This window comes from Mesorhizobium sp. M0159 (genome assembly GCF_040322295.1).
Classification (GTDB): domain Bacteria; phylum Pseudomonadota; class Alphaproteobacteria; order Rhizobiales; family Rhizobiaceae; genus Mesorhizobium.
This window is the reverse complement of record NZ_JAMYTF010000009.1, coordinates 166,026-179,150: the sequence shown is the minus strand read 5'-3', so window position 1 is coordinate 179,150 and position 13,125 is coordinate 166,026. Positions and strand designations below refer to the sequence as shown.

At 62.9% G+C, this 13,125-nt stretch carries 14 protein-coding genes and 1 pseudogene; 9 read left to right on the top strand and 6 right to left on the bottom strand.

Features of this window, described 5'->3' with window-relative positions:
* A partial coding sequence (locus NKJ32_RS12910; protein WP_502902687.1) for a sulfatase-like hydrolase/transferase occupies window positions 1-1,030 on the bottom strand: 1,030 nt, incomplete at its 3' end.
* Between the two features lie 223 nt (window positions 1,031-1,253).
* On the opposite strand from NKJ32_RS12910, the gene NKJ32_RS12905 reads away from it, so the two are divergent.
* The 4 genes from NKJ32_RS12905 (at window position 1,254) to NKJ32_RS12890 (ending at window position 4,368) form a co-directional block, all read left to right on the top strand.
* Window positions 1,254-2,186, top strand: coding sequence for a VOC family protein (locus tag NKJ32_RS12905; protein ID WP_352574845.1), 933 nt, complete (start codon window positions 1,254-1,256; stop codon window positions 2,184-2,186).
* A gap of 10 nt (window positions 2,187-2,196) precedes the next feature.
* Window positions 2,197-2,832, top strand: a complete 636-nt coding sequence (locus NKJ32_RS12900; RefSeq protein WP_023678554.1) for an alpha/beta hydrolase — start codon at window positions 2,197-2,199, stop codon at window positions 2,830-2,832.
* Window positions 2,825-3,124 carry a GNAT family N-acetyltransferase gene (locus NKJ32_RS12895; protein WP_023678555.1) on the top strand — a complete coding sequence of 100 codons (300 nt, stop codon included), beginning with the start codon at window positions 2,825-2,827 and terminating at the stop codon, window positions 3,122-3,124. Before NKJ32_RS12900 ends, NKJ32_RS12895 begins: the two co-directional genes overlap by 8 nt.
* A gap of 185 nt (window positions 3,125-3,309) precedes the next feature.
* Window positions 3,310-4,368: a dipeptidase gene (locus NKJ32_RS12890; protein WP_023678556.1), complete on the top strand. Its 1,059-nt coding sequence runs from the start codon at window positions 3,310-3,312 to the stop codon at window positions 4,366-4,368.
* Window positions 4,369-4,410: 42 nt separating this feature from the next.
* Here NKJ32_RS12890 and NKJ32_RS12885 read toward each other — a convergent pair whose 3' ends face one another.
* Together NKJ32_RS12885 and NKJ32_RS12880 are read right to left on the bottom strand one after the other, a co-directional pair.
* Complete coding sequence (locus tag NKJ32_RS12885; RefSeq protein WP_023678557.1) at window positions 4,411-4,671, bottom strand: hypothetical protein; 261 nt, start codon at window positions 4,669-4,671, stop codon at window positions 4,411-4,413.
* Window positions 4,672-4,673: 2 nt separating this feature from the next.
* Window positions 4,674-4,889 carry a hypothetical protein gene (locus NKJ32_RS12880; RefSeq protein ID WP_352574940.1) on the bottom strand — a complete coding sequence of 72 codons (216 nt, stop codon included), beginning with the start codon at window positions 4,887-4,889 and terminating at the stop codon, window positions 4,674-4,676.
* 113 nt (window positions 4,890-5,002) lie between these two features.
* On the opposite strand from NKJ32_RS12880, the gene betI reads away from it, so the two are divergent.
* The 5 genes and pseudogenes from betI to NKJ32_RS12855 all read left to right on the top strand — a co-directional run bounded on the left by betI (window position 5,003) and on the right by NKJ32_RS12855 (window position 8,563).
* Complete coding sequence (gene betI, locus NKJ32_RS12875) at window positions 5,003-5,719, top strand: transcriptional regulator BetI (RefSeq protein ID WP_352891294.1); 717 nt, start codon at window positions 5,003-5,005, stop codon at window positions 5,717-5,719.
* A gap of 76 nt (window positions 5,720-5,795) precedes the next feature.
* The gene (locus NKJ32_RS12870; protein WP_352589800.1) at window positions 5,796-7,097 is read left to right on the top strand and encodes a flavin monoamine oxidase family protein; all 1,302 of its coding nucleotides are present in this window, start codon (window positions 5,796-5,798) and stop codon (window positions 7,095-7,097) included.
* 20 nt (window positions 7,098-7,117) lie between these two features.
* A pseudogene (locus NKJ32_RS12865) lies at window positions 7,118-7,300 on the top strand (aspartate aminotransferase family protein); the annotation flags it as partial.
* Window positions 7,301-7,466: 166 nt separating this feature from the next.
* The gene (locus NKJ32_RS12860) at window positions 7,467-7,613 is read left to right on the top strand and encodes an SDR family oxidoreductase (RefSeq protein WP_502896713.1); all 147 of its coding nucleotides are present in this window, start codon (window positions 7,467-7,469) and stop codon (window positions 7,611-7,613) included.
* A gap of 155 nt (window positions 7,614-7,768) precedes the next feature.
* Window positions 7,769-8,563, top strand: a complete 795-nt coding sequence (locus tag NKJ32_RS12855) for an inositol monophosphatase family protein (RefSeq protein ID WP_352570624.1) — start codon at window positions 7,769-7,771, stop codon at window positions 8,561-8,563.
* On the opposite strand, the gene NKJ32_RS12850 is transcribed toward NKJ32_RS12855, so the two are convergent.
* From NKJ32_RS12850 to NKJ32_RS12840, 3 genes are read right to left on the bottom strand one after another with little or no spacing between them, the layout of a single operon-like run.
* A complete protein-coding gene (locus tag NKJ32_RS12850) occupies window positions 8,553-9,629 on the bottom strand; it encodes an ABC transporter ATP-binding protein (RefSeq protein WP_352589796.1) in 1,077 nt (358 codons plus the stop codon). The two genes, NKJ32_RS12855 and NKJ32_RS12850, sit on opposite strands and share 11 nt — an antisense overlap.
* Window positions 9,629-11,917, bottom strand: a complete 2,289-nt coding sequence (locus NKJ32_RS12845) for an ABC transporter permease (protein ID WP_352754608.1) — start codon at window positions 11,915-11,917, stop codon at window positions 9,629-9,631. Before NKJ32_RS12845 ends, NKJ32_RS12850 begins: the two co-directional genes overlap by 1 nt.
* Before the next feature lie 3 nt (window positions 11,918-11,920).
* On the bottom strand, window positions 11,921-12,949 hold the full coding sequence (locus NKJ32_RS12840) for an ABC transporter substrate-binding protein (protein WP_352570620.1): 1,029 nt from the start codon (window positions 12,947-12,949) through the stop codon (window positions 11,921-11,923).
* Window positions 12,950-13,125 lie beyond the last annotated feature (176 nt).

Here is a 13,125-nt window from a genome sequence, read left to right as displayed (position 1 = left end):
TGCAGTCGAAGAAGCCGCCCTTGCCCAGCATGAAATGGTCGCCCATCATCTCGGCGTGGTCGGAGGTCAGCACGATGACGGTGTCGTCCCATGCATCGGCCGCCTTGACCGCTTGCCAGACCCGGCCAAGCTGCGCGTCGACCTCCGAGATCATGCCGTAATAGAGCGCCCGGATGCGGCGAAAATTGTCGTCGCCCCAGTCGCGCACCTTGCCCTCCGAGCCGGGACGGAATTTCGACCGTTCCTGCCGGTCAAGTTCATAGGCGAGATAAGGGTGGCTTGCTGCTTCGGCCTGCCAGCTTTCGGCGCGGTCAAAAGCTGGACCAATGGCCGGATCGTACATGGCGTTGTAAGGCGCTGGCACGATGAAGGGCGGGTGGGGGCTGATGAAGGAAAGATGCGCGAACCACGGGGCATCGCGCTCCTGCTCGCCGAGCCAGCGGATGAATTCGCCGGCCAGGAAGGCCGACGGCGTCTCGTCCTTCGAATAGATTGGCGGACCGTTGCTGATCGCGCCGTCGTTTTCCAGGATTTCGCCCGCCGGGCGGTGAATGGCGGGGGAGCCGGCGCCGGCATCGACGCCGCGCGCCTTGAGCCATGACAGCCAGGGCTTCTGGTGCTCGGGCAGAAGCTGGCGCACGGTGAAGCCGGGCAGCACGCCTTCATAGCTTTTCAGCTGCGGGTCGCCAGGCGCCAGCGTGCGCGGGTCGCGCGCCATGTCGGTATAACCGAACAGCGTCGGATCATAGCCGAGGGCGCGTGCCCAGAGGGCTATGTTGCCGTGGCGGGCGTCGAGCGGCGTGCCGTTGCGGCAGACACGATTGTTCATCTGGTAGAGGCCGGTGTAGAGGCAGGCGCGCGCCGGCGAGCAAGGTGCGGCGCCGCCATAGTGCTTCTGGAACAAAACGCCCTCGGCAGCCAGCGCGTCGGCATTCGGCGTCCTTACCACCTTGTGGCCAGCAGCTGACAGGCAGTCGCCCCGCCACTGGTCGCAGGTGATCAGGAGAATATTGGGGCGTTTTCCACTCAACCGCTGTATCCTCATGCTGGCTACATGCGTCGCTCATGGAGCGCAATTTCGGCGAGTATGCAAGCCGGTCCAGTTTGCCGAATGGTGAACAAAACCTGCTTCGTCGTTCACTTTAACAGCACAGTCCATTCTGTGTTTGCCGCCTTTGCGGCCAGGAGGCGGATGCTCATATTTGCGTGGACAGCGGCAAGGGCCGCACCGGCACAAGGAAAGGAGCAGAAACATGCTCGACCAAGTCAAGGGCCTGCATCACGTCACCTCGATGGCCAGCGATGCGCGCCAGAACAATGAATTCTTCACCGGGACGCTCGGTCTGCGGCGGGTCAAGAAAACCGTCAATTTCGACGCACCCGATGTCTACCACCTCTATTACGGCGACGAGGTCGGCACGCCCGGCTCGGTGATGACCTACTTCCCGTTCCCGAACATCGGCAAAGGCCGCCATGGAATCGGCGAAGTCGGTACCACCGCTTACTCGGTGCCCGAAGGCACGCTCGGTTATTGGGAGAAACGGTTTGCCGAGCAAGGTGTCACTGGGCTGTCCCGCGAGGAGACGTTTGGCGAGAAGCGTCTTGCGTTCGCCGGTCCCGACGGCGACGGGTTTGCGCTGGTCGAGGACAGAGCGGACAACCGTGCGCCATGGGCCAAGGGTGGCATTCCCACCGACGAGGCGATCCGCGGCTTTCACTCGGTGTCGCTCAGGCTGAAAGATGGCGGCGCCACCGAAGAGCTGCTGAAATTCATGGGTTATGAGGAGGTCGACAAGTCCGGCAACGTCAGGCGGCTGGCGGTGAGGAACGGCAACGGCGCCGACGTCGTCGATATCGAATCGCTGCCAGGGGCCGGCTTCGCCAATCTCGGCGCCGGCTCGGTCCACCATGTCGCTTTCGCCGTCGAGAACCGCGCCAAGCAGATCGAAGTGCGCAAGGCGCTGCTCGATACAGGTTATCAGGTGACGCCGGTGATCGACCGCGATTATTTCTGGGCGATCTATTTCCGCACACCGGGCGGCGTGCTGTTCGAAGTCGCCACCAACGAGCCGGGCTTCGACCGCGACGAGGATACCGCCCATCTTGGCGAGGCGCTGAAGCTGCCGTCGCAACACCAGCATTTGCGGCCCTATCTCGAGCAGCATCTGCAGAAACTGGAAGACTGAGGGCAAGGTCATGAGCAAGGATTCGTATATTCACAAAGTGCTGCCCGGTTCGCCTGATGGACCGCTGCTCTTCGTCTTCCATGGCACCGGCGGCGACGAGGCCCAGCTTCTGTCGCTTGGACGCGATCTCGCGCCGCAAGCGACGATCGTCGCTCCGCGCGGCGATGTCTCGGAACAAGGCGCCGCACGCTTCTTCCGCCGGACCGGCGAGGGCGTTTACGATATGGGCGACATCACGCGAGCGACGGACAAGATGGCCGGCTTCGTCAAGGCACATGTCGAGACGGCAAGGCCATCTTCGGTGCTCGGCCTCGGTTACTCCAACGGCGCCAACATCCTGGCCTCGGTGCTGTTTGCCGAACCGTCGCTGTTCGACGCAACGGTGCTGATGCATCCGCTGATCCCGTTCGAGCCGGAGGTCAAGGGCAGCCTTGGCGGCAGCCGCATCCTGGTCACCGCCGGCAGGCGGGACCCGATCTGTCCGCCTGATTTGACGGCGCGGCTTGAAGCCTATTTGCGCGCCGATGGCGCCGATGTCACAGTCGAGTGGCATGACGGCGGCCATGAGGTGCGGCCGAGCGAGATCGAGGCGGCGCGGCGGTTGTTCGCCCTTGCGCCGGATGAAAGGACCGCAAGCCATGTCTGACCTATTGCCCGAGATCGAGATGGAGGACCGCGGCTCGAAGGGCCGCTACCTCCTGCGTGGGCCGGGCGGCGCCGAGGCTGAGATGACCTTCACCAAGATCGGCGAGCACCAGATCATCATCGACCATACCGAAGTGCCGGATGCATTTCGCGGCCAGGGCGCGGGGCTTCGCCTGGTCACCCGTGCCGTCGAGGATGCACGTGCGGCGGGCAAGACGATCATCCCGCTTTGCCCGTTCGCCAATGCCCAATTCCGCCGCCATCCGGAATGGGCGGACGTGCTGAAGCGGTAAGCACAGCCCCTCGATGAATGACAGGAGAAGGGGTGCGCGGCTTTACCGCGTGCCCCTTTGGCCATTGGAGGCGTACAAACACAGCGGCAACATGCGGGATTTGCGCAGAGCGCCAACCTTGCCTAAGTATTGCCAGCAACCGGCTCGCCGTCCGCGGCCCGACCACTTCAACCGAATGGCCCTCCATGACCGAATCCGATCTCGTTCCCGTCTTCGACGGCCACAACGACACGCTGCTCCGGCTCTACCAGTCGAAGGATGCGGACGTCGAAAAGCTGTTCGTCGAGGGGACGCCAGGTGGCCACATCGACCTGCCGCGCGCGAAGAAAGGCGGGTTTGCCGGCGGCATGTTCGCGATCTTCCCGCCGCCTGTCGAGAAATCCAAACGCGGCGCGGTGCCGCTGGCGCCGAGCGACAGCGAGCCCTTGCCACCCGAGATTCCGCGCGCCGATGCGCTCAACTCCACCGTAGCGATGGCCTCGATCCTGTTCAGGCTGGAGCGGGCTTCGGCACTTACTGTATGCCGCAGCGCCGGCGATGTGAGGAAGGCGATGGCGCAAGGCTCGATCGCGGCGGTCTTCCATATCGAAGGGGTCGAGGCGATCGACCCTGAGCTCACCCTGCTCGACGTTCTCCACGCAGCCGGCCTGCGCTCGCTCGGTATCGTCTGGAGCCGTCCCAATGCCTTCGGCCACGGCGTGCCGTTCCGTTTCCCGTCATCGCCCGATACAGGGGCGGGGCTGACCGATGCCGGCAAGGCGCTGGTGAAAGCCTGCAACCAGCTGAAGATCATGATCGATCTTTCGCATCTCAACGAAAAAGGTTTCCGCGACGTCGTCGAGATCAGCGACGCACCGCTGGTCGCGACCCATTCCAACGTGCACGCGATCTGCGGCCATTCGCGCAACCTCACCGAATGGCAGCTCGGCGCGATCCGCGACTCCGGCGGCATGGTCGGGCTGAACTTCGCCACCGGGTTCCTGCGCGAGGACGGCAGGATGAACGCCGACACCGGCCTCGACGTCATGGTGCGCCATGTCGATTCGCTGCTGCAGGCGCTGGGCGAAGACGGCGTCGGCCTAGGCTCGGATTTCGACGGCGCCATGATCCCGGCCGTGATAGGCGATGTTGCCGGCCTGCCAAGACTGCTCGACGCATTCGCGGCACGCGGCTTCGGGCGCGCGCTGATCGAGAAGATCGCCTATCGCAACTGGCTAGGCATGCTGGAAAGGACCATCGGCTAAGCGGGTGATGCCGGCTTGACCGGAACGCGTTTTGGGGGCGGACTATTCGAAACCCATGCGTTTAAGCCAGTCCTGGCCAATGCCGCGATCACGGATGATCGGCAGCGGATCCGTCGAATCCAGGCGTGCGCAGATGCGGTAGACCTCGAGCGTCTCGGCGTTCATCTCGCCGCGTTTGTAGAAGAACATGGCCGCGGCATAGCGGGTGCGGCCCGACCATTTTTCGCCGAGCGGCGTGTTGATCAGCTGCCACTGTTCGGCGGCTTCGGTGTCGAGTTCGGGACTGTCGGTGTCGTCGGCCATATTTAGAAATCCGCGGGCGGACTGGTGCGGCGGTCGAGTTTGATGACCAGCCGCGGCGCCAGTTTGGCACGCCTCAGCAGCTTTTGATATTGCAGCTCGCGCCTGGCGTAGATCTCGACCCAAGGTCCGCTGCAGGCGGGCTCGGCGGCGCTGATCTGGTCTGCATCGCCGGGATCGCTGCCTTTCGCCGACGGTGCCTTCGACGTCGTTTTCTCCAAGGATGCAATCTCGACGAGAACATTCGAATATGGGCAGCCGTGCAGAAGGTGCTTGACAGTGGCAAACACCGTCCCACTGATCTTCGCGGCCGAAGCCGATCGGCTAGCCGGCGATGCTGGAGACCATCACCCCGATGAAGACAACAGAGGCGCGCGAAGCCCTCCTCGAACCGGCGCGAAAAAGCGATTCCGATAAGCGCGGCCGCAAGGCGTCGAAAGAGACCAGGCAGCTTCAATTGATCGAAGCGACGATCGATTCACTGGCCAAGCGCGGCTATTCGGAGACGACGATGGCCGACGTTGCCGACGGCGCCGGCCTGTCTCGCGGCATCGTCAATTTCCATTTCGAGAGCAAGGAGAAGCTGCTCGTCGCGACCTTGCAATACATGTATGACGAGTATTCGGCGCATTGGCGCAGCGCCTTGCAAAAGGCCGGCGATGATCCCGCCTGCCAGTTGCAGGCATTGGTGGCGGCCGATTTCGACCGCTCGATCTGCAACAAGCGCAAGCTGGCTGCCTGGTGTGCCTTCTGGGGCGAGGCCAAATCGCGACCGAAATATCAGGCGCTGAGCAGCGCACGCGATGCCGTCTACCAGAACATCTTCATCGATCTTTGCGCGGCGCTCAAGCAGAGCGGCTTCTATGCCTATGAGCCGCAAGTCATGGCGCTGGCGCTCAGCGCCATGCTGGATGGTCTGTGGCTGCGTTTGATGATGGGCACCGAGGACGCCACACGCGAGACGGCGCTGCAGGCCGCGAACGAGTTCCTGTCTGCGGCATTCCCCAAGCACTATCCGAACTCTGCAGCCCGCGGTGGCAGGCCGGCGTGAACCATCAAAAAGAGGGTGGACCAGCAATGAAGACAATGATCCGGCCCCTGACATTCGAGAAGAGCAAGGCCGGCTAATGAAGTTCAAGATTGAACGAGCCGATGTGGCCATCGTCGGCGCCGGCTTCACCGGCCTGTCGGCCGCGCGTGAATTGAACCACGCCGGCATCGATGTCGTGCTGCTCGAAGCCCGCGACCGTGTCGGCGGCCGCGTCGAAGCCGTGCAGAACGGGCTCGGCGAGCGGATCGACAGCGGCGGCCAGTTCCTGTGCGAAGACATGCCGGAATTAATGGCGCTGGTGCGAGCGCGCGGCAAGACATTGGTCGAGACCCATGTCGCAGGCGAATTCGTCACGCAGCCGCGAATGAGCGAGGCGCAAGCCGGGCGCACTAACGGCACCGCGATGCGAATGCGCGAGCGGATGAATGCGATCGCACCGACCGACCCGACCATTGTCGGCTTGACGGTCGCGGCATGGCTCGATCGCCAGGCCGATCCCGACGATGCGAAGGCCGCCTTTCGGTCGATGATCGAGGGCCTGTGGTGCCTGGCAATGGAAAGGCTGCCGCTGTGGTACTTGATCGACAATGATCGCCGCATCACCAACGAGGTGTCGGAGCTGCAGTATTTCGTGGGCGAAACCATGCATTCGCTAGCGGATGATCTTGCGCGGGATCTCGGCGATCGACTGCGGCTGAATACAGCTGTCGAGGCCATTGAGCACGGGCCGGGAGGGGTTCGCGTCGTTTCGCCTGCCGGCGCGATCGAGGCACGAGCGGTACTGGTCGCCGTACCGCCGATGATGGCCTCGAGAGTGGATTTCGTGCCGCCGCTGCCGGCTGTGCTGAAGAGAGCCCTCGGCGTCTGGCAAAGCGGCGCGGTGATCAAAATGCTGGTGCGCTACCCCAAGGCTTTCTGGCGCGACAGGGGCTTGAGCGGCATGGTGATGTGGCGCGACCCGCACGGGCTTTTTGCCTGCGATGCCAGCAGGGACGAGGATCACGCAGCCCTTGTCGTCTTCATCGGCGGGCCGCTGGCGCAGCGCTGGCGGGATCTGGACGACGCGGCGTTGCGCGCAAAGGTGACGTCAAAGCTGGAAGAGGCGCTCGGTATCGAGGCGGCCGGCATCATCGATCTCAGTTATCGCGACTGGACTGGGGATCGCTGGAGCGGCGGCGGTTACAGTGATCTGATCGTCGATGCGACGGCAACCGATGCCGAACGCATTATCCGCGCCGGCGCGTCGCGGATCCATTTCGCCTCGTCGGAGCTGTCGCCATCATTTCCGGGCTACGTCGAGGGCGCCATCGTCGCCGGCCGCATTGCTGCGCTAAGAATTATTCAGTCTGCCATCGCCAGCAGAGCCTCGGGGTCATAAGCGAGGCGGATCAAGGTGCCGAGCGCATCGACGCGCATTGCCACGAGCTCGGCCTGCTGGTCCGGCCACTGATCAACATGCGCGTGATGTCGCCGCCATTGATCATCACGCGCGACCAGATCGACGACATGGTGTCGATCCTGCGCGAAGGCATTTCGCGCACGATGGACGATCTGCGCCGCGAAGGTGCCTGGCGGGGATAGGCGTTTATCGCCGGCAATCTCGCCATTGCTGACAACGATCGTCCGCGCCTACGATGTCCGGCAGGGGCCTCGATCGCCTGTCTCTGGCCGCATCTCTGGGGAAACAAAGCATTGATGACCTATCGGGCCTGTTCGGCCTCGCCGGTAAAACCGCCTTAATTTCCGGATTGAGCCGCGGCATTGGTCGGCCGCTGGCAACGTGGGCGAGGTCGATGAACTGGGCGGTGCCGCGATCTTCCTGGTTTCCGACGCGTCGAGCTTCATGACCGGCCAGATGATCTATGTCGACGGCGACATGACCGGACCCGTATGAGCGTGACTGTCGCTGTCGGGCGCATGGAAGATCGGTCGGCCTCGGGCCCGCCCCGCAAAAGGCAGGGCTCGTCATTTGCACACTCTTATCTTCACCGCTAAGCTTCTCTGGCTGGGGTATTTTCCTCAGATCACATTCGCCATCCCAAGGATATCATGACACCCGACACAGCAACGCGCGAACAGTTCGCCATCGATCTCGCGCGGCGCGCCGGCGCGCTCGGCCTGAAGTATTTTCGCGACCTCGACAGCCTCGCCATCGAGAGCAAAGGTCATCAGGACATGGTCTCGCAGGCTGACCGCGAGGTCGAGCTGTTCATCCGTGCGGCAATGAAAGCCGCCTACCCGACCGATGGAATTGTCGGCGAGGAGCATGCCTCGGTCACCGGATCGAGCGGGCATGTCTGGGTGATAGATCCGATCGACGGCACCGCGAACTTCGTGCGGGGCATCCCGGCCTGGTGCGTGGTCATCGCCTGCGCCAAGGACGGCGACACTGTCGTGGGTGTCATCCACGAGCCCTCTACCGGCGAAACGTTCCATTGCCGCAAGGGCGGCGGCGCTTTTCTCAACGGCAAGCCGATCAGGGCAAGCGCGGCCACCAGCCTGACCGACGGCTCGTTGGGCACCGGCTTTTCCAACCGCGCCGAAATGCAAAACGTCGCAACGCTCATCGGCTTGCTGTTTTCAAAAGGCGGCGTGTTTTTCCGTAACGCATCCGGCGCGTTGATGCTCGCCTATGCGGCCGCCGGCAGGCTGCTCGGCTATGTCGAAGAGCATATGAACGCCTGGGACTGCCTGGCAGGCATGCTGCTGGTGGAAGAAGCCGGCGGCACGATCGTCAAGCCCGACCCAAAGACGGTTCTGGAAAACGGCGCGCTGGTGATTTGCGCCGGCAGCGGTGTGTTCGCCCAGGTCCGCCAGCTCTGCGTGCAATCCTTCAAGCTTTGATCAGAACCGGTCCGCGCTCCGGAAAGCCGATGCCGACGCTGTCGCCTGCCTGAAACGGCGCATCGATGTTGTGCGATATTGCAAACACCTGGCCGTGCGGCGTGGCGATGACAAGCTCGAGATGGCTACCGATATAGGTGACCTTTTCCAGCCTGCCCGCGATCGTCCGTGGTGCACCGGCAGGGCCGATCTCGATGCGGCTCGGACGGACGGCCAGCTTCGCCGGGCCGACCAGCTGGCCTCGCGCCGGCAGTTTCAAGGCCAGCGAACCCAGCCGGACGGCAGCTTCATCACCTTCTACCGAAACCACCTCGCAATCGAGGATATTGGCTTCGCCGATGAAGTCGGCGACGAAAGCGTTGGCCGGTGCGTCGTAGAGTTCGCGTGGCGTGCCGTCCTGTGCGATCACCGCTTTGTTCATGACGATGATACGATCCGAAACCGCCAGCGCCTCTTCCTGGTCGTGTGTGACATAGACCACCGTCAGCCCAAGCTTGATCTGGATTTCCCTGATTTCCTCGCGCACGTGCCGGCGCAGCTTGGCGTCGAGATTTGACAGCGGCTCGTCGAACAGCAGCACTTGCGGTTCGAGCACCAGCGCGCGCGCCACCGCCACGCGCTGCTGCTGGCCACCCGACAGCTCGCTTGGCAGACGCGCCTCGAAACCGGTCAGGCCGACCAATTCCAGCCCGGCACGGGCCCGAGACGCAGCCTCCTTCTTGTCATGGCCGGAGAAGCGCAAGCCATAGGAGACGTTTTCCATCACCGTCATGTGCGGAAACAGTGCATAGGACTGGAAAACCATGGACACGTCGCGGTCGGTGGCGGGCAGGCGGGTGACATCTTTGCCGCCTATCAGAATGCGGCCGCTGGACGGCATTTCAAGGCCGGCGATCATGCGCAGCGTCGTCGTCTTGCCGCAGCCGGAGGGCCCGAGAAGCGTCACCAGCTTGCCGGCTTCGATCGCAAGCGAGATGTCGTCGACCGCCGGCATGCTGGCGCCCGGATATGTCTTGGTGACATGGTCGAAGGTTACCGAGGCGGCGTTGCTGCGAATTTCGGCCATCACCCGGCTCCTGCTATTGTGGTCGGGCCGCCGGCCGTTCCGGGCAGGCTGACATTGGTGCGCACGCTCCAGCCGCCGTCGCCCTGCTGGATGCCGCGCCGGCCGATATTGCGGCTGCCGACAAGCAGCTGCATCAAGCCAATTACCATCAGCATGACGACGATCAGCACCGTCGAATAGGCGATGGCGATGCCGTATTCATTGTTCTCGACACGTCCAACGATGTAGCTGGTCGAGAGATCGTAGCGCGCGCTGACCAGAAAGATGACGGCGCTGATCGCGGTCATGGCGCGCACGAAGGAATAGACGAGCGCCGCCAGCATTGCCGATCTCAGCAAAGGCAGGATGACGCGCCTGAAGGTCTGCCACGAGTTGGCGCCAAGCGTCAGTGAGGATTCATCCAGGCTACGGTCGATCTGCGACATCGAGGCGACGCCGGCGCGCACGCCCACCGGCATGTTGCGGAAGATGAACGACAGTACGAGGATGATGCCGGTCCCGGTCAGCTCGATCGGCGGCACGTTGAAGGCAATAATGTAGCTGACGCCGATGACGGTTCCCGGAATCGCGAACGAGAGCATGGTCGCAAATTCGAAGGCGTTCTTGCCGCGGAAATTCTGGCGGACCAGAAGATAGGCGGTCAGAAGCCCGATCCCGGCCGTCAGAGGCGCCGATATCAGCGCGATCTCCATGGTCGTCCAAAAGGAGCTCCATGCCGAGCCCGACCAGTGGATGCCGAATTCGTTCCAGCCGACGGAGAACGCCTTCCGGTAGTGCTCCAGTGTCAGGCTCTGGTCGACCCCCCACAGCTTGACGAAGCTGCCATAGAAGATCACCGCGTAGACCACTACGGTGAATGCCGTCCACAGTCCGGCGATGACATAGAGCGCGTATGTCAGCCCGGCAGGCAAGCGCGGATGGACGCCGGCGTCGCCCTTGCCGGTGACGGTGGTGTAAGAGCGCCTGCCGATCCAGAAGCGCTGCGCATAAAAGGCGCCGAGCGTGAAGGCCAGCAGCACCAGCGCCAGGATCGCGGCAAGTGCCGCATCGTTCTGCGCGCCGACAATGGCAAAGAAGATTTCTGTCGACAGCACGTCGTAATTGCCGCTCAGCACCAGCGGATTGCCGAAATCGGCCATGCTCTCGATGAAGCCGAGCAGAAAGGCGTTGGCAAGGCCCGGCCGCATCAGCGGCAGGGATACGGTCCAAAAGGTCTGCCAGCGGCTGGCTCGGAGCGTCTGGGAGGCCTCTTCCATGGACGGGCTGACGCCTTCGACGACGCCCATCAGCACCAGGAAGGCGATCGGCGTGAAGGCGAGAACCTGGGCAATGAGCAGGCCGGGAAGTCCATATACCCAGCGTGTCGGCTGGAAACCGAAGAGACCGGCCACGCTCTGCGTCACTGCCCCTGACAGTCCGAACAACAAGATGATGGCAAGGCCGATGACGAAAGCCGGCGTGATGATCGGCAACACGGTCAGGGCGCGGACCAGCTTGCCGTGGCGGAAACCGGTACGGGTCACGACCAGCGCGAACACCAGCCCCAGAAACATGGTCAGCAGGCCGACGAGCACGGCCAGCAGCAGCGAATTCCAGGCCACGCCGCAGCGGCTGCCGCCGGCAAGACAAGCCAGGCTCCACAGCCGCGAACTGAACAGCTTGGCCAGGAACGCGACAGGCGAGTAGCCGCCGTCGTCGGTCTGCATGGCATTGGCCAGCATCATCAGGATCGGCATGAAGATGAAAATGGCAACCATGGCGACGACAAAGCCGATCGAGCCGACGACGAAGACGTCGCCAGAGACGGCGCCGCGCGCGGCAACACCCAGGGTGAAAAGGAACAGAAAGGCACCGCTGACCAGCAAGGCGCCGTAGCCCATGCCGAATTGGCGGTCGCCAAGTTCGCCGAACAGGCTGGTGAGCCAGCCGAATTGCCAACCGCGCAGCCCGATGGCGAAGCCCTGGAACAACAGCCAGCCAAATCCGGCGGCGCCGACAATGATCAGCAGCCGGCTGAAAACCGGATCGGATTTGGTGCGGCCCCACAGAAGCAGCGGCACCGCCAGCAGCAGGCCGAGCGGCGCCAGCCACAGTTTCTCGCCCTTGAGGGCCAGAACCAGTGCCGGCGCGAATTCGCTGTCGGACGGGTAACCGTCGAACAGCCAGGAAAAGCCGAAGAACCCGTCCTCGATGCCGTACCAGGGCAGCACGGCAAACCCCAGCCATCCGACCGCCATCCAAAGGACGGCGACCGGTTCAATCGGCCAGCGGGTTTCGCGGAAGCGCATCTGCTATTGCGGCAGCGATGCGACCTCCTCGTCCCATTTTTTCAGCAGCCGCTTCCGCTCTTCGCTCGAGCCGTACTTCTTGAAGTCGTAGTCGATCAGCTTGATGGTGGAGAGGTCGGGCGCCTTGTCGGAGGTTTTTGCCGCCTTGTTCGACGGAACCTGGAACGACCCCGCCTTTTGCGCCATGGACTGGACGTCGGCCTCGAGCGCCCAGTCGTAGAATTTTTTCGCAGCCTCCAGGTTCCGCGCCCCCTTGATGATCGATTCCGAGCCGATCTCGTAGCCGGTTCCCTCGCAAGGGGTGACCGGAACGATCGGGAAACCTGCGACGACCTGCGACACGGCGTCGTGGATGAAGACGATGCCGATGGTGGTCTCGCCGAGACCGGCGGCCTTGATCGGCGCCGAACCCGACTTGGTGTACTGGTTGACGTTCTTGTGCAGGGCTTTCATGTATTCGAAACCCTTGTCCTCACCAAACAGCTGAACGATGGTCGCCAGCATATTGTATGCGGTCCCCGAGGAATTGGGGTTGGCGACCTGGATGTGCCCCTTGTATTCGGGCTTGATCAGATCGGCCCAGCATTTCGGTTCGGGCAGATTGTTCTTGGCCAGCAAATCCTTGTTGTAGCCGAAGCCCAGCGCACCCGAATAGATGCCGACCGTGCGGTAGCCGGACGTTTCCGCCTGCTTGATCGCCCAGGGCTGCAACTGGTTGAGCAGCGGCGATTTGTATTCCACTGTCAGGCCCTCCTCGGCTGCCTGCAGATGCGGATCGCCGGTGCCGCCCCACCAGATGTCTGCCTTTGGGTTGGCGGCCTCGGCGCGCAATTGCGCATAGATTTCGCCAGCGCTCTTGCGGGTCATATTGACGGTGATGCCGGTCTTCTCCTCGAACGCCCGCGCCGTCTGCTGGCACCAGACCTCGTCAACGCCGCAATACATGGTCAGGCTTTCGGCGGACGCCGATGACGACGCGGCCCACATACCGGCGGCGAGGATGCCGGCGCCGAGAATTGCCCTTTTTATCATGTTGAAATTCCTCCCTAAGTTATTTGCCGACTTATGAAACCCAGATACGCGGAAAATTCAAGTTGGAAGGGTACGGCCGCCTTTGCGCCTTTCGCCGACTTCCCGCTCGATATGTTCGACAGGTTGATGCGGATCAATCTTTGCAGTCACCTGGCCGATCGTCCAGCGCTGCTGAA

Coding starts and splice junctions, on each gene's coding strand:
- NKJ32_RS12905 (WP_352574845.1), top strand. CDS start 1,254: ATGCTCGACCAAGTCAAGGGCCTGCATCACGTCACCTCGATGGCCAGC.
- NKJ32_RS12900 (WP_023678554.1), top strand. CDS start 2,197: ATGAGCAAGGATTCGTATATTCACAAAGTGCTGCCCGGTTCGCCTGAT.
- NKJ32_RS12895 (WP_023678555.1), top strand. CDS start 2,825: ATGTCTGACCTATTGCCCGAGATCGAGATGGAGGACCGCGGCTCGAAG.
- NKJ32_RS12890 (WP_023678556.1), top strand. CDS start 3,310: ATGACCGAATCCGATCTCGTTCCCGTCTTCGACGGCCACAACGACACG.
- NKJ32_RS12885 (WP_023678557.1), bottom strand. CDS start 4,671: ATGGCCGACGACACCGACAGTCCCGAACTCGACACCGAAGCCGCCGAA.
- betI (WP_352891294.1), top strand. CDS start 5,003: ATGCTGGAGACCATCACCCCGATGAAGACAACAGAGGCGCGCGAAGCC.
- NKJ32_RS12870 (WP_352589800.1), top strand. CDS start 5,796: ATGAAGTTCAAGATTGAACGAGCCGATGTGGCCATCGTCGGCGCCGGC.
- NKJ32_RS12855 (WP_352570624.1), top strand. CDS start 7,769: ATGACACCCGACACAGCAACGCGCGAACAGTTCGCCATCGATCTCGCG.
- NKJ32_RS12850 (WP_352589796.1), bottom strand. CDS start 9,629: ATGGCCGAAATTCGCAGCAACGCCGCCTCGGTAACCTTCGACCATGTC.
- NKJ32_RS12845 (WP_352754608.1), bottom strand. CDS start 11,917: ATGCGCTTCCGCGAAACCCGCTGGCCGATTGAACCGGTCGCCGTCCTT.
- NKJ32_RS12840 (WP_352570620.1), bottom strand. CDS start 12,949: ATGATAAAAAGGGCAATTCTCGGCGCCGGCATCCTCGCCGCCGGTATG.